Source organism: Paenibacillus sp. FSL M8-0228, from assembly GCF_038007385.1.
Taxonomy (GTDB): Bacteria; Bacillota; Bacilli; order Paenibacillales; family Paenibacillaceae; genus Paenibacillus; species Paenibacillus polymyxa_D.
Genome location: NZ_JBBOXA010000001.1, coordinates 3,388,205 through 3,410,797, shown reverse-complemented (window position 1 = coordinate 3,410,797; position 22,593 = coordinate 3,388,205). Strand labels below are relative to the sequence as shown.

Genomic DNA, 22,593 nt, shown 5'->3' with positions numbered 1-22,593 from the left:
CGACCTCATATCGGTCATTAACACCGATAACCTAAATGCTGGACTACACTTGAATTGGGAGGTGAATATATTGAATAAAACGGATTTGATCAATCAGGTTTCTGAAAGCACTGAATTGTCCAAGAAGGACGTAACCAAAGCAATCGATGCAGTATTTGAGGCGATCTCTGGAGCGCTGCAAAGCGGAGATAAAGTGCAACTGGTAGGTTTCGGGAACTTTGAGGTTCGTGAACGTTCCGCACGTAAAGGACGTAACCCGCAAACAGGAGAAGAAATCGAAATCCCTGCGAGCAAAATTCCGGCATTTAAACCGGGTAAAGCGCTTAAAGACGGAATTAAATAAGATTTCTTACATATTCCCAATGCGCTGAAAAGACCGTGAATTTGATTCACGGCCTTTTCTTTTTGTCCTGTTTACTTCGTGGTAGGGGTGCTATGGACTGGAGAAGAGGAAGCTGCCCTGCCGTTTCGCGAGGCATAAGCGATCAGCACTAGGGGTTCACCTGTTAGCTCGGCAAATTCATGCTCCAGCTGTTGAAGCCGTTCGATTTGGGCAGGACTGAGATTGGCGGGAAGGTAGTTTTTCATCAGATCCGTTCCTTTCTTTAATAGATGGGACTGCACGGATAGTATGGCTCGGGACATGCTAATTGTTGCAGGAGCACGGGAAGCATGTAGTTGACAAAACAAGCTTGAATCTCCATCATAAAAAGTATAGCTTCGGCTCTCAGGGAGGAAAAGGATATGGAAGATAACGTGACGGGTAGCAGTGAGTACGTCGTAATTAAAGCGAAAAGCAACGGATGTCAGGTATTTGGTTTGACCAGAGGCCAGGATACACGCTTGCATCATTCAGAAAAATTGGACAAGGGCGAGGTACTGATTGTCCAATTTACGGATCATACTTCTGCTATTAAAATTCGCGGCAAAGCCGTTGTGATGACCAAGCACGGGGTAGTAGATACGGAGGATTAAAATGCAGGCATAGCCTGCTTTTTTTTGTTGTAGAATGAGAGTGAGGACCTTTACCGTAGCAAACCCACATTATGAGGTAGAGGTCAGGGGAGGCTCTGATGAAACCTTGGATTGTATTCGGTGGCTCCATTCTCATAACCATCGCAGCAGCTGTGTTGCTGCCGTCTTTACAAGTGCTGGACTCAGGAACCGCAGCAGTTCGTGAGACACAGGCGACGATTTCGCCTCAGCAACGGGTGCTGCTGTCAGATGACAATCTGGTGGATACGCTGAATGAGCTACCGTTGACTACACCGATTGCAAGCGCAAGCTGGGAACATTCAGTCCTGACCCTGGATGTCAAACTGTCCAAGGAAGAAACTGCCCCGCTAGAGATTTATCAAAACATGGCGGAGATTGCCGCTTTTAGCTTTTACGGAACGACGAATGTGCGGCAATTGCTGCTTCGGGTGGTGACGCAGGACGAATGGTCAGGAGAACGTCATTTGCTGCTTGCATCCGATATACGCCGGAACGAGTGGACGAACGAGGCATTGGAACAGCTGAGAAGCCGGGAAGGCGCGGAATTGCCAGAGGATTTGAAATCCCGTTTCCGCATTACAGTAACGCCCATGTGGCAAAACAGGTTTAACGGTGTATATACAGATTAGATGTTTCTGCCGGTGGACCTACAGTACTTTAGTCGCGAATCATTTTAAATTGTGATATAATATAAGGCATTGCAATTATTTGAGTATAGCAGAAAGTCATGTCTCGGAGGCTTAGGATGAAACCGTATCGCGTACCCCAATTAGCAAGGAAATATGTGGAATACGACATGATTCAACAACATACGGAAATGCCGGCTTTTCCTGACAGCCGTACCCGTTTGATGTTTGTGTTTTTGAACCGGAATGCGCAGGAGCTGCATGCCAGTGAGGACGAACTGTACGCATTGGTAACCTCACTTGTGCAGATGGGGCTGGATACGCATGATATGATTGATACTTTATCCGGTATACGGAGCCCGGAGGAGATGCGTTCCAGACAGCTGAAAGTGTTAGCTGGGGACTATTTTAGCAGTCGTTTTTATCAGCTGCTTGCACTGGCAGGCCGCATTACGGCCATTTCGAAGCTGAGTGATGCTGTATGTGAAGTGAACGCAGGGAAAATGAGTCTGTACTGGGGAATGAAGCAATTCCGCCTGGATGCAACTCAGTATTTAACTCAGATGGTTCGTTTCAAAAAGGAGCTTTTTTTATCATTCACTTCACTTGTAGCAGAACAGGATCAGGAAATTTGGAAGCAGCTTCTCAACAAATTTGCCCTCTGTGATACCTTGGTGGAGGAATGGGGCAAGCGGACAGAACCGGACAAGTCCCGTTTCGGATATATGTTCTGGCATATTTATGGTAACGGGGACCGGAACGAGCAAGCGTTGCTTTCAGAGAGTGGTACTGACACTGAAGCATGGCGTAAGCTTGTTCTGAAATACAAAGCCGAGGATGCGATACTGGACAAGCTTCGCACGGCAGTTACACACATCCGGCAGATCCTGTCAGATGATCAAAATACAGGGATCGAGGAATTTGAACGCATGCTTGAGCCTTTCCTAAAGCTGCTAAATAGTCCGCACCCAGTTGTGAGGGAAGGTTAGGTGAACGTGATGGGATCAAGCGACACCAAGCCGAAAGAGCAATTCGTTCATGGCGTGTTTGAAAGCATAGCAGGTAAATACGATTTGATGAACGATATACTGAGCTTTCGCAGACATAAGGCTTGGCGGAAATTTACGATGAAAAAAATGAACATGCGTCGCGGCGATACGGCAATTGATCTTTGCTGTGGTACATGTGACTGGACGCTTGCGATGGCGCGAGCAAGTGAAAGTGGTCACATCGTAGGACTCGATTTTAGTCAGAACATGCTCAATGTTGGCGAGCGTAAAATTATATCAGAATCCCGGGAAAAGCAAATTAAGCTTGTTCAGGGCAACGCGATGGAACTGCCTTATGAAGATAATTCATTTGATTATGCAACGATTGGTTTCGGTCTGCGCAACGTACCTGATCTGCGCCACGTGTTACAGGAGATGCAACGAGTCGTCAAACCTGGCGGGCAGGTCGTATGTCTAGAATTGTCCAAACCTACTTGGCAGCCGTTCAAGGGAATTTACTACACATATTTTCAACACATCTTGCCCATGCTCGGCAAATTGTTCGCCAAACGTTATGAGCAGTATAAATGGCTCCCTGATTCGTTGGCGCTTTTTCCAGGAAGGGATGAGTTGGCTGGCATCTTCCGTGAAGTCGGATTGAAGGATGTTCAGGCTCATTCTCTCACCGGAGGCATTGCGGCATTGCACATTGGAATCAAGGAGAGTCAGCATGTTTAAGAAAATTGCTATTTTTTTGGAAATGATTAAAATTGAACATACGTTATTTGCGCTCCCATTTGCATTCATGGGAGCTGTATTGGGGTCAGTTGTCGTGACAGGCAACCTTCCCTCGTGGCCGCAGATCGGCTGGATCCTGCTAGCTATGGTTGGCGCACGCAGCGCTGCTTTTGGCTTCAATCGTATGATCGACCGGGTGATTGATGGGAAAAATCCGCGCACAGCAGGACGCGCTATCCCGGCAGGGTTGCTTAAATCAAGCGAAGTGGTAATTTTCATTATCGTCAGTCTGGTGTTGTTATTCTGGGCATCATTCAAGTTAAGTCCGCTGGCGTTCAAGCTGTTCCCGCTGGCCTTTTTTATGCTCGTTTTTTACTCTTACACCAAGCGTTTCACTTGGCTTTGCCATATTGTACTTGGTCTGACCATTGGTTTGGCGCCACTAGGCGCGTGGGTTGCAGTAACGGGACAAATAGATTTGACCGCTATCGTTCTGTATCTAACGATCGCATTTTGGACGGCTGGATTTGATGTTATTTATGCTTGTCAGGATATAGATTTTGACCAAAACGAAGGAGTTTATTCTATTCCTGCCCGTTTTGGTGTAGCAGGTGCATTGAACATCGCTCGGGCATTTCACGTCATTACGGCGATCGGATTTATTGTACTGTTCTTTATTGCAGATTTAAGCTGGTGGTATCTGGCGGGCATGATTATTTCGTACATTATTTTATTTTATGAGCACTATATCGTATCTCCAAAAGATTTGAGTCGTTTGCAGACGGCATTCTTTACTATGAACGGTGTACTTAGCACTGTCGTATTTGCCTTTACACTGATTGATTTGGTGGTGCGTTAATACTAATGAATAATCAGGTGAGCGAACATCAAGGCAAACGAATCGTTATTGGCATTACAGGCGCGAGCGGAAGCATTTATGGTGTGCGACTGGTAGAGACTCTGCTGGACTTGCAATACACAGTTCACCTGATCGTGTCTAATGCTGGCTGGCGGGTGTTGAAAGAGGAGTTGGGCTGGAATGTAACTGACCGGGAAGGGGCTTTGAATGAACAATTCGGAGGCCGTCCCGGTTCTCTTGTATACCATCCGTTCACAGATATTGGAGCTTCGATTGCGAGCGGCTCTTATTTGGTGGATGCGATGATTATCATGCCATGCTCGATGGGGACGTTGTCAGCAGTAGCACACGGTTCGTCCGACAATCTCATGGCGAGGGCAGCGGACGTGATGATGAAGGAAGGTCGTCCGCTGATCCTTGTACCTCGTGAGACGCCTCTACATGCCATTCATTTGGAAAACATGCTTAAGCTTGCGAGACTTGGCGTCAAAATGATTCCGGCCATGCCGGCTTTTTACTTTCATCCGAAGACGCTGGATGATATTGTGCTGTTCCTCGTAGGCAAAGTATTGGACAGCTTGCGTATAGAACATCAACTGTTTACGAGATGGGGGGATTCCGATGCCGACACCGGACACCAAGACAATCACAATCGGAAAAATTAAATATACAAATGCTTGGCCTATTTTTCATTATTTTAATCCTTCTGAGCTTCTCCATTCGGCGGAGATGGTTTCTAAAGTTCCGGCTGAATTGAATCAAGGTATGTTGAATGGGAGTTTGGATATCAGTGCGATGTCCTCCTTTGCGTATGCATCCGGTGCTGAGGAAATGCTACTGTTGCCGGATTTATCCGTCAGTGCAGATGGTCCTGTGCAATCCATTTTACTATTTTCACGCAAGCCGCTGGACGAAATCAAAAACGGAACCATTGCACTAACAAATACCTCTGCTACATCCGTGAATTTGTTGAAAATTTTGATGCAAAAGGCATGGGAAGGTCAGCCTTCCTATTTTGACTGTGAACCGGATCTTGACTTGATGCTGGAACAGGCAGATGCGGGGCTACTGATTGGAGATCACGCGATTAAGGCATCTTGGCGAAACGAAGGTCTGTATGTTACGGACCTCGGAGAAGAGTGGAAGCGCTGGACGGGCTACAGTATGACTTTTGCTGTATGGGCAGTACGACGTGCTGTTGCTGCTCAAAATCCCGCAGCGGTGGCTGAAACTGCGAGTGCGTTCCGCGCAAGCAAGCAGCGTAGTCTGTCGGACTTGACGTCTGTTATTTCTGAAGCATGCGAGGAAATTGGAGGTCTGCGAGATTATTGGGAGCGCTACTTTACTAATCTGTGTTATGATTTTGGAGAGAAGCAACAACAAGGTTTAGAGCTTTACTTTCAGTATGCGCATGAACTGGGGCTGCTTGACCGACGAGTAAAGCCGCTTCTCTGGAGTGACAATACGCTGACACGGGTGAAAGAATGAAACGATTGGATTTGTTCGGTTTATTAAAGAAGGATATGAACTTTATAGAAGAAGAGTTGTACCGCAGTATCGATAGTACGGAGCCGTTGATTAATGATACGTCGCTTCATCTGCTTAAAGCAGGGGGCAAGCGTTTGCGTCCCGTATTTGTATTGCTGGGAGGCAAGTTTGGAGAATATGATCTGGACAAGCTCAAGCGTATAGCGGTACCTCTGGAACTGATTCATTCTGCCTCTCTCGTTCACGACGATGTGATTGACGATGCGGAAATGAGACGCGGTCAACCCACCGTGAAGTCCAAATGGGACAATCGGGTGGCTATGTACACCGGAGACTACATATATGCACGTGCGCTGTCTATTGCTGCTGGATTGCCGAATCCCGACATTCACCGGGTACTGTCTAAAGCGCTGGTGCAGATGTCCATTGGTGAAATGGAACAAATTCGTGATTTTTTTAATGTGGATCAGAGTGTGCGTAATTATTTGCTTCGCATACGGCGCAAAACGGCTTTATTAATTGCGGTTAGTTGCCAGCTGGGAGCTATGGCTGCAGAGGCACAGGAAAGTGTCAATTCCCTGCTGTACAGCTACGGCTATAACGTAGGTATGGCTTTTCAAATTCAGGATGATCTGCTTGATCTGTGCGGAACAGAAAAAAAGATCGGAAAGCCGCCGGGCAGCGATATGAGACAGGGGAATATTACGCTTCCGGTGATTTATGCGCTCGAACAGCCTGAGTTGCGTGCAGATCTACTGGCTGAAATCCGCCGCATTCAGGATGGAGATGGGCTAGGAGACGCACGCAAAGCGGTGGATATAATCAAAAAAAGTGAAGGAATCGCTAAAGCTGAAATTCTCGCCGACCGATATATTAATAAAGCGCTAAACGCGCTGGACTTACTACCAGATGTCAAAACAAAAAAGACGCTACGCGATATTGCTCATTTTGTAACACGCCGCTCCTACTAAAGTTGTGTTTTGGGTTTGCTGTGACAAAATGCTTTAACCAGTTCCAAGCTTTCTGTTACAATACAGTTTAGTACTGTATAAATACATTAGATTGGATTGGGAGTGAGCCGATGGATCGTACTTTTTTGATGGTTAAACCGGATGGTGTACAACGTGGATTGATTGGACGTATCATTAGTCGTCTGGAAGACAAAGGCTTTAAAATGGCGGCTGGCAAGCTTGTACAAGTATCAAGAGAACAGGCAGAACGGCATTATGCGGAGCATGTGGGCAAGCCTTTTTTTGAAGAGCTTGTAGGTTTTATCACATCAGGCCCTGTGTTTGCTATGGTATGGGAAGGGGATAACATCGTTACGCTTTCCCGCTTGTTGATTGGTAAAACACAAGTAACCGAAGCTCTTCCGGGCACAATTCGTGGAGACTTTGCAGCACATACACCGTTTAACCTCATTCATGGTTCAGATTCACCGGAGAGCGCAGAGCGCGAGATTGCAAATTTTTTCATGCCGGAAGAATCCGTTCGGTATGAAAAAAGTGTGGCGACCTGGGTGTAAGTTTAATTACGTATGAAGAAGGATGGTAGCATGACGGATATGGAACTGGGTCAGACGGACCCCGATTACACAGCGTTTATCCGCAAAATCAAGGACAGCACAGGTATTGATCTTGCACAATACAAAGAAGCACAGATGAAAAGGCGGTTAACTACGCTTCGCAACAAAAACGGGTTTCCCAGTTTTGTTTCTTTTTATGATGCCATGATGAAGGAAAAACCTCTATTCTATGAATTTCTGGATCGGATGACGATCAATGTTTCGGAATTTTGGCGTAATCCCAATCGGTGGGAAGTGCTGCGAGATACAATCTTGCCACAACTGCTTGTGGGGAAGCAGAAGCTTAAGCTGTGGAGTGCGGCCTGCTCGACTGGTGAAGAGCCTTATAGCTTGGCTATGGTTCTCGACGGTAAAGGGATTTTGGGGAATTGCTCCATTACGGCTTCCGACATTGATGATGGTGCATTGGCAAAAGCCAAGGAAGGCAAATATTTGGAGCGTTCGCTCAAGGATGTGCCTGAGCAGGTAGCTAGCAAATATTTTAAGCCGGATGGTGCGATGTATCGAATTGATGACCGTTTGAAACAAGCCGTGAAATTTCAAAAGCAAAACTTGCTGCTGGATCGGTTTGAGGATGGCTATGATCTCATTATCTGTCGAAATGTAATGATTTATTTTACAGAAGAGGCCAAACATACGTTGTATCAAAAGTTTGCAGCCAGTCTTCGTCCCGGCGGAGTATTGTTTGTCGGTAGCACAGAGCAAATCTTTTCTCCTAACCAATATGGTCTGGAATCGACGGAAACCTTTTTTTATCGCAAAAAAGCATAAGCCTGCATACATCATCCAAAGTTTTATAGGAACTTATTTATATCTTTGAGTAATTGATGGTTGGCTTATTAGCAAAGCACGTCCTTTAGCCCCTTTGGCTAAGAGGCGTGTTTTTGTTTATCTGCATACACGTGGCTTTTCTTGTCAAAGAAAGGTGCGTATACTATAATGAAGCACAGTTAAAGATTTTAGCGATGCACAGTTTAACAGTTTAAAGGGGGAACGCGTCATGAGTTTACGTTATTTAACCGCGGGGGAAACGCATGGTCCCCAGCTAACTGCCATTGTAGAGGGTATGCCGAGCAATTTAAAATTGGATTTTGAGGAATTGAATTTTCAGCTGCACCGTCGTCAGAAAGGATATGGACGGGGTCGGCGTATGCAGATTGAAAAAGATACGGCGAAGATTGCTGGAGGCGTACGTCACGGATACACCACGGGTGCACCGATTGCGCTGGTTGTGGAAAATAACGATTGGAAGCACTGGCAGAACATTATGAATATTGAGCCTATTGAAGGCAGTGATGAAGAAAAGCGTCGGGTTCACCGGCCACGTCCGGGTCATGCGGATTTGAATGGCGGAATGAAATACAACCTGAAGGATCTTCGTAACGTGCTGGAGCGCTCCAGCGCACGTGAAACAGCAATTCGTGTGGCATGCGGCGGTTTGGCTCGTCAATTGCTGGCTGAGTTCGGAATCAAGGTGGCAGGTCAGGTCATTCGTATTGGGGAAATCGAAGCTCCTTACCGCGATTTGCCGATAGATGAGCTGATTGCGGTGACAGAAGCTTCCTCGGTGAGAGTAACCGATCCAGAAACCGAAAAGAAAATGGAAGCATATATTGATCTGATCAAGCAAGAAGGTGATTCAGTCGGTGGGGTAGTGGAATGTATTGTAGAAGGTGTTCCGATTGGTCTGGGCAGTCATGTACAGTATGATCGGAAGCTGGATGCACGTATCGCACAAGGCGTCATGTCGATTAATGCATTTAAAGGCGTGGAAATCGGCATCGGTTTTGAAGCAGGAGAGTTGCGCGGTTCACAGGTGCATGACGAGATTCTATATGATGAGGAACGTGGATATCACCGTCGTACCAATCGTTTGGGTGGTTTTGAGGGGGGCATGACGAATGGAATGCCAGTTGTGGTTCGTGGCGTAATGAAGCCAATCCCCACACTCTACAAGCCTCTGCAAAGCGTCGACATTGATACGAAGGAGGCGTTCACTGCACAGGTTGAGCGTTCGGATGCATGTGCAGTACCTGCGGCTAGCGTAGTTATGGAGCATGTGGTAGCTTGGGAGATTGCAAAAGCTTTGCTAGAAAAATTCGGCGGGGATTCGATTGAAGAGATTCGTGCGAATATTGCATCCTACGAAGAACAATTGGGGCGGTACTAAAATGAGTACGCTGACGGTACAGCTTGGCGAACGTTCTTATCCTATTCATATTGGACGAGGACTGTTATATCGAGCCGGAGAGTTGTTGAAAGAACGAGGAATTGCGCAAAAAAGCCCGTTGTTGATTGTTTCTGACGAAAATGTAGCGGGATTCTACTTGGCAACATTGGAGAGCAATCTTCAGGCATCTGGCTACAAGACAGTGTCCTTTGTCGTTAAGCCAGGTGAAACCTCCAAGTCGCTTGCTGTATTTGAGCAGGTCATAACAGCAGCCATTGAGGGCGGCTTGGATCGCAATTCAGCCGTTATTGCACTTGGGGGTGGTGTCGTGGGTGATTTGGCTGGATTTGTGGCAGCTTCTTATATGAGAGGTGTCAAGTTTGTACAGATCCCCACTACGATTCTGGCCCATGACAGTAGCGTGGGCGGTAAGGTCGGCATCAACCATCTTTTGGCGAAGAATATGATAGGAGCTTTCCATCAACCGGAACTTGTGTTGTATGACGTAGATACGTTGTCTACACTGCCTCCTCGTGAGGTATCTGCGGGGCTTGCTGAAATGATCAAGCACGGCTTGATCTGGGATGCTGATTTCGCCCAGTGGTGCCGTGACCATGCGACTGATTTGCTTGCACTGGATGCGACAGCTCTGGAGTACGGTCTGGAAAAGGGATGTTCCATTAAAGCCGAAGTGGTGTCACGCGATGAACGAGAACATGATTTGCGCGCTATTTTAAACCTAGGTCATACGATTGGTCATGCGATTGAAGCTATTGCGGGATATGGTGAGTTTTTACACGGGGAAGCCATTTCGATTGGAATGGTCGGCTCCGCACTTTTGGGCGTGAAGCTGGGGGCAGATCCTTCTTTAGTAGATGCAACGAAGGATATGTTGTCTTCACTACGGCTACCGACCTCCCTTCCGTCACATCTCGATACAGATCGGCTACTGGACGCGATGATGCATGACAAAAAGTTCAAAGAAGGCAGCATTACTTTTGTCGTCCCACGTAGCATCGGGCACGTGGAGGTTGTGAAGGATATTTCCGTCTCTTACATCCGAAGAGTTATTGAACAGTTAAAAGAGGGGGTGTAACGATGTACAATCGTGGAATTCGTGGCGCGACGACCGTAGCGAATAATGAAGAAAATGAAATTTTGGAAGCAACAAGCCAACTACTGGAGGAAATTGTATCCTACAATGAAATTCAGCCAGAGGATATTAGTAACGTATGGATTACGGTGACTCATGATCTGGATACTGCCTTTCCAGCCAAGGCCATTCGTCAGCTTGATGGCTGGGATATGGTTCCGCTCATGTGTGCATTAGAAGTTCCTGTGGCAGGTAGTTTGCCCAAGTGCATCCGTCTGATGGTACAGGTGAACACTGATAAATCCCAGCGGGAAATGAAACATGTATATTTGAACGGAGCGCAGGCCTTAAGACCGGATCTAGCTTCCCAAGGGAAATAAGTGCCTGTTTTTTAAGTTGATGGTTGCCAAAGTAACATCCCATGAGATATAGTGTGTGTAGCAGAGTTAAGTAGAGTAGAGTTAGCCAGAGACAGAGTTGAGATGAGAAGAGTGCAGCCTTAGCCAATTCCATATGAGATTACAGAGATCGGCGGTAGCGGGTAAGCTTTTGTCTATGAAGAGATATTCTTCTACAGAGAAGCTTATTTGAGGCAACCTGCGCGGTTAAACCAAAGGGATGAGTGTATACTTATCAATTTGCTGTAGTCATTTTACATATGGAGCATTCTTATAATTTCAATAACTGACAGCCTCTACCTTACCGGTAGAGGCTTTTTTACGATTATAAAATTTATAAAATTTTCAGCGGAGCTGAACAATTCTATAATCGCAAGAAAAACTTCCGCTACACGCGGTCTGGCCTCCGTGAAGGTACGTCGATAGACGTTTTTCTTATATTCTCTCCTTTGGTTCTGCGCCAATTTGGAAAGGAAGTGATCTCATGTTAACGCCGCATGTGGAGCAAGTGATAACGATGGCGAGTGAATTTAACCTGATTCCTGTATACAAAAAAGTGCTGGCTGATATGGAGACGCCGATTCGGATTTTCCGTCGGTATGCCGAGCGGGACCGTGCCTTTCTGCTAGAGAGTGTAGAGGGAGGCGAGCAGTGGGCGCGACATTCGTTCATCGGTACAGACCCGTTTCTAATGGTCTCGGGTAAAAAGGGACGTTTGATATTGGAACAACACGGTAAACGGCAAATATTAAACGACAAGCCGATTGAAGCGCTCAAAGCATTGCTACGTAAATACCGCAGTCCGAAACTGAAAGAAATGCCTCCATTTACAGGCGGGGCTATCGGATTTTTTGGATATGACCTGCTTCAATACTATGAAAAGCTGCCAGAGCACTCGGTAGATGATTTGAATATGGATGATATTCGTTTTATGTTCTGCGATCAAGTCATTGTCTTTGATCATGTGAAACAGCAAATTTTGCTGGTTGGCAATGTTCATGTAGGCGAAGGGTTCCGCGATGAGGACATTCGAGCTGCTTATGCTGATGTGGAACGCAAGTTGGAGGAAACGGCACAGTATCTGCGCAAGCAGCCTCAGCCTGAGCGATTAGGATCGGCCTCCATTCCAGATGATGTGGAACTGGGTGAGATTCAATCCAATGTGACGAAGGAACAGTTTATATCAAACGTAGAGCAGGCGAAGGAGTATATCCGCTCCGGTGATATTTTTCAGGTTGTACTATCCCAGCGTTTTCACATTGATACAGAGGCCTCTCCTTTACAGGTATACCGCGTGCTGCGCACGATGAACCCGTCGCCATATATGTATTATTTGAAAATGGATGACGAGATCATCGTAGGCACTTCGCCTGAGGCACTCGTCAAGGTGGAAAACGGCCGGGTAGAAACCCGTCCTATTGCAGGAACGAGACCGCGTGGGGTAAGGGAGACAGAAGATGCGGCACTTGCTGAAGAACTGTTAAACGATGAAAAAGAGCGTGCAGAACATCTGATGCTGGTCGATTTGGGAAGAAATGATTTGGGCCGTGTATCACAGTTTGGGACAGTCAAATGTGATACGTTTATGGAAATTGAACGCTATTCTCATGTCATGCACATTGTATCCAATGTGTCAGGTGAGCTACGTGAGGACAAAGATTTCTTCGATGCTTTCCTGTCTTGTCTGCCAGCTGGCACCGTATCAGGGGCACCAAAGCTGCGGGCCATGGAGATTATTGCTGAGTTGGAGCGGGAAGCACGTGGACCCTATGCAGGGGCGATTGGATATTTGGGCTTCTCGGGCAATATGGACGCTTGCATTACGATTCGCACAATTGTGTTTAAAAAGAACCGGGCTTATGTCCAGGCAGGCGCTGGAATTGTGTGGGACTCAGTTCCGGAAAGCGAGTATCAGGAGACGGTGAACAAAGCAAAGGCATTGCTGAAGGCAATCCGCACGGCAGAAGTGATGTTCCCGGCAACGACACAGCCCTATAACAGCGTCATCAACCAGGATTATTTGTACACTCCGTAACACGCAAAAATCTGATTTTGAGGAGGAGACGACAATGGAACGACATGACATGATGCAAGTGGGGTTAAGCCGGATCATGGAGGGACAGCATCTTTCGCGTACGGAGGCCCGGAGCGTAATGGAACAGATTATGAGTGGAAGTGCTACACAGGCGCAAATTGGCGGGCTGCTGACGGCTCTTCGCCTCAAAGGGGAAACGGTAGATGAAATCACTGGTTTTGCCGAGGCTATGCGTAGCTACGCTAGTCCAGTGCAAGCTGAAGAAGGCAGCGGTCGTCTGCTGGACACATGTGGAACCGGAGGTTCGGGTATTCACAAGTTTAATATTTCCACGGTATCTGCGATCATCGCAGCTTCGATGTCTGTACGGGTAGCAAAGCATGGCAATCGTTCTGCAAGTGGCCGTGCCGGGAGCGCTGATGTCCTGGAGGCATTGGGAGTCAATATTCATTTGACGAGTGATCAGGCTAGGTCATGTCTGGACCGAATCGGCATCTGCTTTTTATTCGCACAGCTGTATCATCCGTCTATGAAGCATGCCGCCGCGCCGCGCCGCGAACTGGGTGTGCGGACGGTATTCAATATGCTGGGTCCATTGACGAATCCGGCTGGTGCGGATCGGCAGTTGTTGGGCATTTATGACGCCAGCAAAACGGAAGTCATTGCCGAGGTATTGAACCAGCTCGGCTCCAAACGGGCCATGGTTGTCAGTAGTCTGGATGGACTAGATGAAATTAGCATTTCAGCTGCGACACGAGTATCCGAGCTAAGGGACGGCAAGGTTCACACGTTCGAGCTTCATCCGTCGGATTTGGGCTTGCAGACGCATTCTCTTGATCAGGTGCTGGGCGGTGACGCACAGGTTAACGCAGATATCATACGACGAATTTTAAACGGAGAGCATGGAGCTTATCGGGATGTTGTGTTAGCGAATGCAGGAGCGTGCATTTATGTATCAGGCACAGCAGCTACCTTGACGGACGGAGTAGCACGAGCGGCCGAAGCCATTGACTCTGGACGGGCACTTTCCAAGCTGGACCAATTAATACAGGCAACGGGGGAATATCAATATGTATCTTGATAAAATTGTGGTGACGAAGCGACAAGAAGTGGAGCAGCTTAAGGAGCATTTTCAAATAAGTAAAGCTGAACGATTAATTGCTGATTTACCTGCGACGAGAGGATTCGAAAATGCGATCGCGAGCGGGCGCAACCGTCCGCTCGGACTGATTGCTGAGGTGAAGAAGGCTTCCCCATCCAAAGGGCTGATTCGACCGGATTTCCATCCGGTGGACATTGCACGTGCATATGAGGGAGCAGGAGCGGATTGCATTTCTGTACTGACAGATGTGACGTATTTTCAGGGAAGTCCTGAATATTTACAGCAGATTCGCGATCAGGTGAAGATTCCGCTGTTGCGAAAGGATTTTATCATTGATGAACGGCAAATATATGAAGCTCGTTTGCTGGGAGCGGATGCGGTGCTGTTGATTGCCGCTATACTGGAACCGCGTGTATTAGGGTCCTTTTTACAAATCGCCAAGGACCTTGGGCTGGACGCATTGGTAGAGGTGCATGACAGTGAGGAGCTTAAAGCGGTGCTGGAGCTGGGGACAGCAACCTTGATTGGCGTAAATAACCGAAATCTGCGAACATTCGAGACTCGTCTCCAGACGACGGAGGAGCTGATCTCACTAATTCCTAAAGGGATTACGTTCATCAGTGAGAGCGGAATTGCTGGACCGGAAGATGTAAAGTATCTGCATTCGGTGGGTGCACACGGCATCCTGGTAGGGGAGCATCTGATGCGCAAGGAAGATGTGGGACAGGCTGTAACCGAATTGATGGATGGGATTAAAGTATGAACAAAACGGGCGTAAAAATTTGTGGACTTCAAAGCGTTGAAGTGCTAAAATCTATGGTAAACTTACCGGTCGATTATATAGGTTTTGTGTTTGCCGACAGCAAGCGCCGGATTGACGGCGTACAGGCTGGAGAGCTGCTTCGCGTATTGGATGAATGGACCTCAGGCAGCAGACCGCGCAGCGTGGGCGTATTTGTGAACCCTGGTGATGCACTGTTAAATGATGTGATGGAGAAAGCACCCTTGGATGTCATACAGCTGCATGGACAGGAGAGTCCAGAGCGCTGTCGGGAAATCAGGGAGTATTTTGGTATACAGGTATTCAAGGCATGGTCTGTGGACAGTCAAGGACAGAGAGAACGCTCGGCGGACGAATTGGATGCCTATGTCGGAACAATTGATGCTTTACTGCTCGATACATACGATCCCCTGTATGGTGGCGGTTCTGGAAAAACGTTTGCGTGGGATCGAATTCCTGCCTATCAGGCTTGGACCCATCAACATGGAATTCCTTTGTTTGTAGCCGGTGGGCTGACTGCCGATAATGCGGAAAAGCTGGTTCATGAGTATCATCCCGATGGGCTGGATGTATCCAGCGGTGTAGAGACGAACGGAGTCAAGGACATAGCAAAAATCACAGCATTCGTGGAAAGGGTGAAGCAGGCATGACACAATTACCTGATAACAACGGACGTTTTGGAACATTTGGAGGACGTTTTGTACCGGAAACGTTGATGAACGCACTGATTGAATTGGAGGAATCCTACCGTAAGTACGCGGATGATCCCGAGTTTAAAGCAGAGTTGAACGGGCTCCTAAAGGACTATTCTGGTCGGGAAACGCCGCTTTATCATGCGGAGCGTCTGAGCCAGCATTTGGGCGGGGCTAAAATTTACCTGAAGCGCGAAGATTTAAATCATACCGGTGCCCACAAAATCAATAATGCGTTAGCTCAGGGATTGCTGGCGAAGCGTATGGGTAAACAGAAGGTCATTGCTGAAACAGGCGCAGGACAGCATGGTGTCGCGACAGCGACTGTGGCTGCGTTGCTCGGATTGGAATGCAAGGTGTTTATGGGTGAAGAGGATACTGTGCGCCAGCAGCTGAACGTCTTTCGGATGCAGCTTTTGGGTGCAGAGGTCATTCCGGTGACATCGGGTACACGTACACTTAAGGATGCCGGAAATGAAGCTTTGCGTTACTGGGTCAGCCATGTCCATGATACGTTCTATATTTTGGGTTCAGCTGTCGGCCCGCATCCGTATCCAATGATGGTGCGGGACTTCCAACGCGTGATTGGTGATGAAACGCGTCGCCAGATCCTAGAGAAGGAAGGCAGACTTCCGGATGTCATTGTGGCAGCGATCGGTGGCGGAAGCAATGCCATCGGCATGTTTTATCCTTTTATTGAGGATCAGGGTGTCGCTTTGATTGGCGTGGAGGCCGCTGGAAAAGGTGTCGAAACAGAATTCCATGCAGCTACGATGACCAAGGGAACACAAGGGGTCTTCCAAGGCTCTATGAGTTATCTGCTTCAGGATGAGTACGGACAAGTGCAACCTGCGCATTCCATCTCGGCTGGACTGGATTATCCAGGTGTTGGACCGGAGCATTCATACCTGAAAGATATTGAGCGGGCCCAATATGTTCCGATCACCGATCAGGAAGCGCTGGATGCGCTTCAGCTCCTCTGCCGTACCGAAGGAATACTTCCTGCATTAGAGTCGGCACATGCAGTTGCGCAGGTTGTCAAGCTGGCACCTACGTTGACGGCAGATGATATTATCGTTATTTGTTTGTCTGGACGAGGGGATAAAGATGTGGACTCCATTATCAAGTATTTGGGAGGAAATCCGTCATGAATTTAATTGATCAGGCGTTTGATCGCCTTAAAAATGAAGGCAAAACGGCATTAATTCCTTTTCTGACGGTAGGCGACCCGGATGTGGATACGACGATAGAGATCATTCGGCAGTTAGAGTCGGCCGGAGCTGACATATTGGAACTGGGTGTACCCTATTCCGACCCGCTGGCTGATGGTCCTGTAATTCAGCGCGCGTCTGAGCGTGCACTGAAACGGCAAATTTCCATCCGCACGTGCATGGAGACAGCTTCTCTGGCTAGGGCGGCAGGTTCAAACCTGCCTTTTATTCTGTTCACGTATTATAACCCTGTATTACAGATGGGGATGGATGCTTTCTTTGCAGGCTTGCAGGAGCACGGTATCAGCGGTCTTATTATTCCGGACCTTCCGCTTGAGGAAGCGGAGGAGCTGGGAGGACGGGCAGCAGAGGTGGGTGTGCATCTGATTCCTCTGGTGGCTCCAACGTCTGAACAGCGGATCGAGCGAATTGTCCGTCAGGCCCGTGGATTTGTATACTGTGTATCTTCGCTGGGTGTAACTGGGGAAAGAGCTTCCTTTTTTGAAGGTATAGAGGGCTTTATCGCGCAGGTCAAACGGCATACGGATATTCCGGTAGCGGTTGGCTTCGGGATCTCTACTCAAGAGCAGGTAACCCGTTTCTCAAATATTTGCGATGGTGTTGTAGTTGGTAGTGCTATTGTACGTCAGGTAGAGGAGGCCATTCCGCTACTGAATGATTCTGCACGCAGGCAAGAAGGTCTTTTGCAAATTCATAATTTTGTGGCACAATTAAAGAATAATGGGTGTCAAAATATAAAGTAGTAAATATAGTTCTGATTGGATAGAGGAGGTAGGGGCATGCAACCTAAACCGCATATTGTACATTTGCCAGTATATCAGCCCGGTAAACCGATTGAAGACGTAAAACGTGAGCTGGGACTCGATGAAGTCATCAAGCTCGCCTCGAATGAGAATCCGTATGGTAGCTCTCCTAAAGTATTGCAGGCTATTCAGCAGGAGTTTGCTAACATTAGTGTGTATCCTGATGGAAGTGCGGTAGCTTTGACACAGGCACTAGCTAAACGGACGGGTTTAAAAGAGGAACAGTTTATCTATGGCTGTGGCTCTGACGAAATTATTGCGTTGATTACGCGTGCTTTCCTCCTTCCTGGAGAAGAAAGCATCATGGCCGATCAGACATTTTCCGTGTATAAAAGTAACGTGGAAATTGAGGGAGCGGTTGCAGTTGAGGTGCCTTTGCGTGATGGTGTACATGATTTGGATGCTATGCTGTCCCACATCAATGACCGTACAAAAATTATTTGGATCTGTAATCCAAATAACCCGACGGGCACGATTGTACCCGAAGCGGAGCTGATTGCGTTTTTGAACCAAGTACCAAAGCATATCATGGTTGTGCTGGATGAAGCTTACGCCGAGTTTGTGACGGATCGTTCTTATCCCGACGGCATTCGTTTGTTGCCAGTGTATGAAAATCTGGTTGTACTTCGCACCTTCTCCAAAATCTATGGCCTTGCTTCGCTACGCATTGGTTATGGTATGGGAGCTGAGTCAATTATTCGCTTGATAAATCAGGTTCGTGAACCGTTTAATACTTCACGGGTAGCACAGGCTGCGGCTATTGCTGCTTTGGAAGATCAGGAATTTGTTCAAGAATGCCGGGATCGTAATGCAGAGGGCAGAGCTTATTTGCAAAATGAGCTGAAGCGTCTGGGATTGGAGTCTTTCCCAGCACATGGTAATTTTATTATGCTGGATGTACGTCGTCCATCCGGTGAGGTATTCCAGGAGTTGCTTCGTAAAGGTGTGATTATTCGCGCAGGTCATCACAAATATCCGACATATATTAGAGTGTCCGTTGGATCACAACCGCAAAATGAGTTGTTTATTCGTGCGCTGGAACAGGTCCTGGGGGCGGAAGCGGCGAAAGTACGCCTATAATTTCCGCAGATGGGATTTGATAATTGATGAAGATTGCCATTTTCGGCGTGGGACTGATAGGTGGGTCCCTCGCACTTTGTTTTAAAGGGAAGCCGGATATTTCGGTTGTCGGCCATGCCCATCTCCCTGAACTGATGGAACCGATGTTAAGCCGTGGTGTCGTGGACACCGCGACTCTTTCGGTTGAAGAAGCGGCAGAGGATGCCGATTTTATTTTTTTATGCGTACCTGTGGGCTTATTGGAGTATTATCTCGAACTGTTAAGCAGGCTACCGCTTAAAGCGGGTTGTATTATCACCGATGTAGGCAGCACGAAATCGGCAATTGCCAAAAAAGCATCAGAAATTTCTTTGCGCAATGCTTACTTTATCGGTGGTCATCCGATGGCTGGTTCGGAGCGTTCCGGTGTAAAGGCTGCTTCCGCGTTGCTGTTTGAAAATGCATATTATGTGCTTTCCCCGGCAGAGGGTGTGCCTGAGGAAGCATACTGCTCGCTGGAACGTTTATTAAAATATACTAATGCTCATGTTGTGCGTGTCGAACCAGCTATGCACGATGACATTGTCGGTGCGATTAGCCATCTTCCGCACATTATTGCAGCAGCGCTGGTGAATCAGGTGCGAAAGCACAATGATGAAAATCCGTTGTACCGTACATTGGCTGCCGGTGGGTTCCGTGATATTACACGGATAGCCTCTAGTGATCCGGTTGTGTGGCGGGACATCTTACTGAGCAATCGTGAAGTTTTACTAGGTCTGTTGGAAGAATGGAACGGACAGATTGAGCGTTTTACCCATTTACTGAGAATACAAGACGGTGAGGGAATCGCTGACGAGTTTTTAACAGCTGGGCACTTCCGCAGTGAACTGCCAGAGCGTCGTAAAGGAGTCATCGTCTCTACGTTTGATCTGTATATTGATGTACCGGATACCCCAGGGATTATCGGGCGAATTGCTATGGAACTGGGGAATCACAGCATTAATCTGAGCAATATGCAAATCATTGAAAGCCGGGAGGATGTCCCAGGCATCATGCGGCTTTCCTTCCGTCAAGAGCAGGATTGGGAGCGTGCCAAGACACTGCTGGATTCGATGGGCTATAAAGTGGTGGTATAAAGGGTGAAGAAAGTATGAGTGTTCGTTAAAGGAGGGACTGCGCTCCGCGATTCATTTGATCTTACGATCGCTGTTGTCTGCGGATTTTCTGAATATATGTACAAAGGGGAAAATCCCGCAGGCAAAGGCGAGCGCTCCGCTTCTCCAGATTCAAATGAACCTCTACGCTATGGACCGCCTTAAAAGCACCACACTTTCTGGGAGTGAAGTAGTAAGAAAAGATCTAAAGCGGGTGAAGGTTCTCTTCGCTCGCTTTTTTGTTACTTGAAGAGGTAGTGGAGCTACGCGTTATTTTGTAATTACTATCTTTCTATACATACCGTTGAACATTATAGGTGCATCCTCTTTGATCCGCAGTTTTGTTTTTTGGGTTTCAAACAGTTCTTCAAAATTCAACCCTATATCGGTTCCTAACACCTTAATAACGGGCCTTATCGTTTTTTTGAATAATGAGGGCTTTTTTCCTTTAGGAGAAAACTTATCGAAAATAATAATTTCCCCGTCTTTTTTCAAAACCCGCACCATCTCATCGAAGCATTTATTTGCGTTAGGTACTACTGAGAGAATTAAACTTCCTACTACTATATCAAATTGCTCATCCATAAAATTCATTTGTTGAGCATCCATTTCCAAGAATTTTATGGATGTTTTGGCGAATTTATCTTTTGCTTTGTTAAGCATTTCAGGTGAATAATCTATGGCAGTAATATCCAGCCCGTAGTGATTTATTAATTCTAAATCTGCTCCAGTTCCTACACCTACAAAAAGTATTTTTTGCTCGCTATTAAATGACTTTTCTTGAAATATGATCTTTCTAGAATTGAGGAAGCTACCTGAATTGAAAAAGTTATCATAAATTGGAGACCAAATCTTATATACAGCCTTGTTCCACTTATTATTCATTTCCTGCCCCCTATCTATTGAAAAAATTAATTATATAATAATGTGTTTTAATAGGACAACCAAATAATTGGTGAAATATTGATGTATTTTATCAACCCACATATGGGGTAGGTGAGTAAGGTAAAGAGGAGTATTGGAAAACAAAAAAAAGACCACCCGGGTAAAGCCCCGGGTGGTAGCTACTTTTAGTGAAGTAGCTGAGTAGGATAGGAGTGGAGAGAAACCATACTGTACTTTTATTATATGTATACGTTTTCATTTTGTCAATATTTTTTTAAAGCGTTTTCTTTTTTTGTGTAATTATCCTTATTGGTTTATTTGATGGCACGCTTTCAGTAGGTTTGTCATTTAATCTTGAAAAAATTTAAAATCCATTGAAAAGCTGTATAAATGAATTAGTTGCCAGCGTTAGGGAGGCATTGATGGAAATCGTGGGGATTTTGGACTTTTTTACTGGCGGTCATTTTGTGGTACAATGGGTAAGTCCATTTTGGACGTTGAATATTGTTGGGGATAGCACCGTTAATGTTGGCACTACATAGGGTAAGAAAATAACAAATGTTCCATGATGCTGTTTCATCCATTTGCGCAGAGGGCGCAACTTTTTTTGACCTGTTCGGTATATATAGACAGAATCGAACGGGAAAACAGCACATGTATGGGCGAGGAGGGTCTCACTCGGATGATGACAGATTCCCAGATGATTCAGGAAATCAAACAAGGTAATGTTGAGGTTTATTCAGAATTAATGAGGCGTCACCAACGTAAAATTTTAGCTTTTGTTTATCATATGCTGAAAAGTTCGAACCTGGAAATGATTGCTGAGGACTTATGCTCGGAGACGTTTTACAAAGCGTATCGGAGCCTGCACTCTTTTCGCGAGGTAGACGCATCGTTCTCCACTTGGTTATATACAATTGCACGCAATACGGTGCTAAGTGAGCTTCGCAAGCACCGTAGCGGTCAGGTTCCATTGGAGGAGAGCGGTTATGTACCGGTAGCTCCATCGGATGTAATTCCGGAGCAGGCTGTCCTTCGCGGTGAGAAGGTAGAGATGGTTCGTGAAGCGATCAATAGATTGCCTGAGAAGCAGCGATCTGCGCTGATTTTGCGTGAATATGAGCAATTAGATTATCAGGAGATTGCGACTATTTTAGGACAGACCGTCAGTGCGGTGAAGTCGTTGCTTTTCCGGGCAAGAACCAGTGTGAAGACGCAGTTGGAGCCTTATTTTTTTGAGCCTCTCTATGAGGAAAACGAAGGGATGAGCAGCCAATGAAATCCAGGGACACTGAGGATTTGTTCGCTACAGGCAAAAATGTATCGAAACAAGACTCGGAGCGCAGACGGGCCAAAAGCTCGTCTGCTGGGTGGGAACATGGTTCGGAAGAAAAAGAGTGGGATTTGTCAAAAGAAAATCGATCCGCTATTCGTGATATTTCCTTTGAAATAACAGATGATAAGCTAGAGGCCATGAATCGCAGAGTCATGGATCGAATTTATGAAGAATCACCGTGGCTTGTTCCGGGTGAGCATCGACGTGCGCGTGTGAACCCAGCAGCCCGTAAGTATATGTCTGTATGGATCGCTGGCTTCTTGGCCGTATTTTTATGCAGCTTTTTGTTTTTGAACTGGAATGGAAGCTCCTCTAAGGAAAATCCCCCTCAAGCAGCTCCTGTCATGGATACGGGTATTTTACCGACAGGCCTGTTGGAAACTACAAGTACATCTCCACAATATCAATACCACATTAAAGATGTGAATAGTGGCATTATGGACCCGCTGGTTGCTAGCATTGTTCCTACTTATCCGCAATACTGGATGCTGTTGTCTGTATTGGCACTTGCGCTTGCTTTATTTTCTCTGGGCTGGATCCATCGGACGAGAAGGGTCAGAAGTTAGCAGGAC

26 protein-coding genes are annotated in these 22,593 nt (G+C 46.8%); 24 read left to right on the top strand and 2 right to left on the bottom strand.

Going from position 1 to position 22,593, the window contains the following annotated elements:
- Positions 1-70 precede the first annotated feature (70 nt).
- Complete coding sequence (locus MKY98_RS15120) at positions 71-343, top strand: HU family DNA-binding protein (RefSeq protein ID WP_013310732.1); 273 nt, start codon at positions 71-73, stop codon at positions 341-343.
- 71 nt (positions 344-414) lie between these two features.
- On the opposite strand, the gene MKY98_RS15115 is transcribed toward MKY98_RS15120, so the two are convergent.
- Entirely contained in the window at positions 415-690 is a 276-nt protein-coding gene (locus MKY98_RS15115; RefSeq protein ID WP_069012696.1) for a hypothetical protein, read from the bottom strand.
- Positions 691-744: 54 nt separating this feature from the next.
- Between MKY98_RS15115 and mtrB the strand changes: the two genes are divergently transcribed.
- The 21 genes from mtrB (at position 745) to MKY98_RS15010 (ending at position 19,782) form a co-directional block, all read left to right on the top strand.
- Positions 745-975 (top strand): trp RNA-binding attenuation protein MtrB, encoded by a 231-nt coding sequence (gene mtrB / locus MKY98_RS15110; RefSeq protein WP_013310730.1) that lies wholly within the window; start codon positions 745-747, stop codon positions 973-975.
- A gap of 98 nt (positions 976-1,073) precedes the next feature.
- Positions 1,074-1,625, top strand: coding sequence for a hypothetical protein (locus MKY98_RS15105; RefSeq protein WP_029517330.1), 552 nt, complete (start codon positions 1,074-1,076; stop codon positions 1,623-1,625).
- Between the two features lie 116 nt (positions 1,626-1,741).
- The gene (locus MKY98_RS15100) at positions 1,742-2,611 is read left to right on the top strand and encodes a heptaprenyl diphosphate synthase component 1 (RefSeq protein WP_069012695.1); all 870 of its coding nucleotides are present in this window, start codon (positions 1,742-1,744) and stop codon (positions 2,609-2,611) included.
- Positions 2,612-2,620: 9 nt separating this feature from the next.
- Entirely contained in the window at positions 2,621-3,349 is a 729-nt protein-coding gene (locus MKY98_RS15095; RefSeq protein WP_029517332.1) for a demethylmenaquinone methyltransferase, read from the top strand.
- Positions 3,342-4,208, top strand: coding sequence for a UbiA-like polyprenyltransferase (locus tag MKY98_RS15090; protein WP_029517333.1), 867 nt, complete (start codon positions 3,342-3,344; stop codon positions 4,206-4,208). Before MKY98_RS15095 ends, MKY98_RS15090 begins: the two co-directional genes overlap by 8 nt.
- A gap of 5 nt (positions 4,209-4,213) precedes the next feature.
- Complete coding sequence (locus MKY98_RS15085; protein ID WP_029517334.1) at positions 4,214-4,873, top strand: UbiX family flavin prenyltransferase; 660 nt, start codon at positions 4,214-4,216, stop codon at positions 4,871-4,873.
- Positions 4,830-5,696, top strand: coding sequence for a menaquinone biosynthetic enzyme MqnA/MqnD family protein (locus MKY98_RS15080; RefSeq protein ID WP_029517335.1), 867 nt, complete (start codon positions 4,830-4,832; stop codon positions 5,694-5,696). The genes MKY98_RS15085 and MKY98_RS15080 overlap by 44 nt, the downstream gene beginning before the upstream one ends.
- Positions 5,693-6,667 (top strand): polyprenyl synthetase family protein, encoded by a 975-nt coding sequence (locus MKY98_RS15075; RefSeq protein ID WP_029517336.1) that lies wholly within the window; start codon positions 5,693-5,695, stop codon positions 6,665-6,667. The genes MKY98_RS15080 and MKY98_RS15075 overlap by 4 nt, the downstream gene beginning before the upstream one ends.
- Positions 6,668-6,777: 110 nt before the next feature.
- Positions 6,778-7,221, top strand: a complete 444-nt coding sequence (gene ndk, locus MKY98_RS15070; RefSeq protein WP_029517337.1) for a nucleoside-diphosphate kinase — start codon at positions 6,778-6,780, stop codon at positions 7,219-7,221.
- Between the two features lie 30 nt (positions 7,222-7,251).
- A complete protein-coding gene (locus MKY98_RS15065) occupies positions 7,252-8,052 on the top strand; it encodes a CheR family methyltransferase (RefSeq protein WP_023989169.1) in 801 nt (266 codons plus the stop codon).
- Between the two features lie 229 nt (positions 8,053-8,281).
- Positions 8,282-9,451: a chorismate synthase gene (gene aroC / locus MKY98_RS15060; protein WP_013310720.1), complete on the top strand. Its 1,170-nt coding sequence runs from the start codon at positions 8,282-8,284 to the stop codon at positions 9,449-9,451.
- 1 nt (position 9,452) lies between these two features.
- Positions 9,453-10,547: a 3-dehydroquinate synthase gene (gene aroB, locus MKY98_RS15055; RefSeq protein ID WP_069012694.1), complete on the top strand. Its 1,095-nt coding sequence runs from the start codon at positions 9,453-9,455 to the stop codon at positions 10,545-10,547.
- A 2-nt stretch (positions 10,548-10,549) separates the two neighbouring features.
- Positions 10,550-10,924, top strand: coding sequence for a chorismate mutase (gene aroH / locus MKY98_RS15050; protein ID WP_069012693.1), 375 nt, complete (start codon positions 10,550-10,552; stop codon positions 10,922-10,924).
- A gap of 502 nt (positions 10,925-11,426) precedes the next feature.
- Positions 11,427-12,977 carry an anthranilate synthase component I gene (gene trpE / locus MKY98_RS15045; protein ID WP_069012427.1) on the top strand — a complete coding sequence of 517 codons (1,551 nt, stop codon included), beginning with the start codon at positions 11,427-11,429 and terminating at the stop codon, positions 12,975-12,977.
- 34 nt (positions 12,978-13,011) lie between these two features.
- The gene (gene trpD / locus MKY98_RS15040) at positions 13,012-14,058 is read left to right on the top strand and encodes an anthranilate phosphoribosyltransferase (RefSeq protein WP_069012428.1); all 1,047 of its coding nucleotides are present in this window, start codon (positions 13,012-13,014) and stop codon (positions 14,056-14,058) included.
- Positions 14,048-14,842 carry an indole-3-glycerol phosphate synthase TrpC gene (gene trpC / locus MKY98_RS15035; protein WP_069012429.1) on the top strand — a complete coding sequence of 265 codons (795 nt, stop codon included), beginning with the start codon at positions 14,048-14,050 and terminating at the stop codon, positions 14,840-14,842. Before trpD ends, trpC begins: the two co-directional genes overlap by 11 nt.
- Positions 14,839-15,510: a phosphoribosylanthranilate isomerase gene (locus MKY98_RS15030; RefSeq protein ID WP_069012430.1), complete on the top strand. Its 672-nt coding sequence runs from the start codon at positions 14,839-14,841 to the stop codon at positions 15,508-15,510. The genes trpC and MKY98_RS15030 overlap by 4 nt, the downstream gene beginning before the upstream one ends.
- Positions 15,507-16,703 (top strand): tryptophan synthase subunit beta, encoded by a 1,197-nt coding sequence (trpB, locus tag MKY98_RS15025; RefSeq protein WP_029517344.1) that lies wholly within the window; start codon positions 15,507-15,509, stop codon positions 16,701-16,703. The genes MKY98_RS15030 and trpB overlap by 4 nt, the downstream gene beginning before the upstream one ends.
- Positions 16,700-17,527: a tryptophan synthase subunit alpha gene (gene trpA / locus MKY98_RS15020; protein ID WP_069012431.1), complete on the top strand. Its 828-nt coding sequence runs from the start codon at positions 16,700-16,702 to the stop codon at positions 17,525-17,527. The genes trpB and trpA overlap by 4 nt, the downstream gene beginning before the upstream one ends.
- A 36-nt stretch (positions 17,528-17,563) precedes the next feature.
- Positions 17,564-18,667 (top strand): histidinol-phosphate transaminase, encoded by a 1,104-nt coding sequence (hisC, locus tag MKY98_RS15015; RefSeq protein WP_069012432.1) that lies wholly within the window; start codon positions 17,564-17,566, stop codon positions 18,665-18,667.
- Between the two features lie 26 nt (positions 18,668-18,693).
- A complete protein-coding gene (locus MKY98_RS15010) occupies positions 18,694-19,782 on the top strand; it encodes a prephenate dehydrogenase (RefSeq protein ID WP_069012433.1) in 1,089 nt (362 codons plus the stop codon).
- Between the two features lie 288 nt (positions 19,783-20,070).
- On the opposite strand, the gene MKY98_RS15005 is transcribed toward MKY98_RS15010, so the two are convergent.
- The gene (locus MKY98_RS15005; protein ID WP_029517349.1) at positions 20,071-20,685 is read right to left on the bottom strand and encodes a class I SAM-dependent methyltransferase; all 615 of its coding nucleotides are present in this window, start codon (positions 20,683-20,685) and stop codon (positions 20,071-20,073) included.
- Between the two features lie 682 nt (positions 20,686-21,367).
- On the opposite strand from MKY98_RS15005, the gene MKY98_RS15000 reads away from it, so the two are divergent.
- Together MKY98_RS15000 and MKY98_RS14995 are read left to right on the top strand one after the other, a co-directional pair.
- Positions 21,368-21,964 carry an RNA polymerase sigma factor gene (locus MKY98_RS15000; protein WP_013310707.1) on the top strand — a complete coding sequence of 199 codons (597 nt, stop codon included), beginning with the start codon at positions 21,368-21,370 and terminating at the stop codon, positions 21,962-21,964.
- A complete protein-coding gene (locus tag MKY98_RS14995; protein WP_029517350.1) occupies positions 21,961-22,587 on the top strand; it encodes a hypothetical protein in 627 nt (208 codons plus the stop codon). The genes MKY98_RS15000 and MKY98_RS14995 overlap by 4 nt, the downstream gene beginning before the upstream one ends.
- Positions 22,588-22,593 lie beyond the last annotated feature (6 nt).

Bases quoted from the DNA above. Each gene is read 5' to 3' on its own strand.
- MKY98_RS15030 (WP_069012430.1), top strand. From the start codon at position 14,839: ATGAACAAAACGGGCGTAAAAATTTGTGGACTTCAAAGCGTTGAAGTG.
- trpD (WP_069012428.1), top strand. From the start codon at position 13,012: ATGGAACGACATGACATGATGCAAGTGGGGTTAAGCCGGATCATGGAG.
- trpB (WP_029517344.1), top strand. From the start codon at position 15,507: ATGACACAATTACCTGATAACAACGGACGTTTTGGAACATTTGGAGGA.
- MKY98_RS15100 (WP_069012695.1), top strand. From the start codon at position 1,742: ATGAAACCGTATCGCGTACCCCAATTAGCAAGGAAATATGTGGAATAC.
- aroB (WP_069012694.1), top strand. From the start codon at position 9,453: ATGAGTACGCTGACGGTACAGCTTGGCGAACGTTCTTATCCTATTCAT.
- MKY98_RS14995 (WP_029517350.1), top strand. From the start codon at position 21,961: ATGAAATCCAGGGACACTGAGGATTTGTTCGCTACAGGCAAAAATGTA.
- MKY98_RS15090 (WP_029517333.1), top strand. From the start codon at position 3,342: ATGTTTAAGAAAATTGCTATTTTTTTGGAAATGATTAAAATTGAACAT.
- hisC (WP_069012432.1), top strand. From the start codon at position 17,564: ATGCAACCTAAACCGCATATTGTACATTTGCCAGTATATCAGCCCGGT.
- aroC (WP_013310720.1), top strand. From the start codon at position 8,282: ATGAGTTTACGTTATTTAACCGCGGGGGAAACGCATGGTCCCCAGCTA.
- MKY98_RS15065 (WP_023989169.1), top strand. From the start codon at position 7,252: ATGACGGATATGGAACTGGGTCAGACGGACCCCGATTACACAGCGTTT.
- MKY98_RS15075 (WP_029517336.1), top strand. From the start codon at position 5,693: ATGAAACGATTGGATTTGTTCGGTTTATTAAAGAAGGATATGAACTTT.
- MKY98_RS15080 (WP_029517335.1), top strand. From the start codon at position 4,830: ATGCCGACACCGGACACCAAGACAATCACAATCGGAAAAATTAAATAT.
- MKY98_RS15000 (WP_013310707.1), top strand. From the start codon at position 21,368: ATGATGACAGATTCCCAGATGATTCAGGAAATCAAACAAGGTAATGTT.
- ndk (WP_029517337.1), top strand. From the start codon at position 6,778: ATGGATCGTACTTTTTTGATGGTTAAACCGGATGGTGTACAACGTGGA.
- MKY98_RS15085 (WP_029517334.1), top strand. From the start codon at position 4,214: ATGAATAATCAGGTGAGCGAACATCAAGGCAAACGAATCGTTATTGGC.
- MKY98_RS15005 (WP_029517349.1), bottom strand. From the start codon at position 20,685: ATGAATAATAAGTGGAACAAGGCTGTATATAAGATTTGGTCTCCAATT.
- aroH (WP_069012693.1), top strand. From the start codon at position 10,550: ATGTACAATCGTGGAATTCGTGGCGCGACGACCGTAGCGAATAATGAA.
- trpA (WP_069012431.1), top strand. From the start codon at position 16,700: ATGAATTTAATTGATCAGGCGTTTGATCGCCTTAAAAATGAAGGCAAA.
- MKY98_RS15010 (WP_069012433.1), top strand. From the start codon at position 18,694: ATGAAGATTGCCATTTTCGGCGTGGGACTGATAGGTGGGTCCCTCGCA.
- MKY98_RS15095 (WP_029517332.1), top strand. From the start codon at position 2,621: ATGGGATCAAGCGACACCAAGCCGAAAGAGCAATTCGTTCATGGCGTG.
- trpC (WP_069012429.1), top strand. From the start codon at position 14,048: ATGTATCTTGATAAAATTGTGGTGACGAAGCGACAAGAAGTGGAGCAG.
- trpE (WP_069012427.1), top strand. From the start codon at position 11,427: ATGTTAACGCCGCATGTGGAGCAAGTGATAACGATGGCGAGTGAATTT.
- MKY98_RS15105 (WP_029517330.1), top strand. From the start codon at position 1,074: ATGAAACCTTGGATTGTATTCGGTGGCTCCATTCTCATAACCATCGCA.
- mtrB (WP_013310730.1), top strand. From the start codon at position 745: ATGGAAGATAACGTGACGGGTAGCAGTGAGTACGTCGTAATTAAAGCG.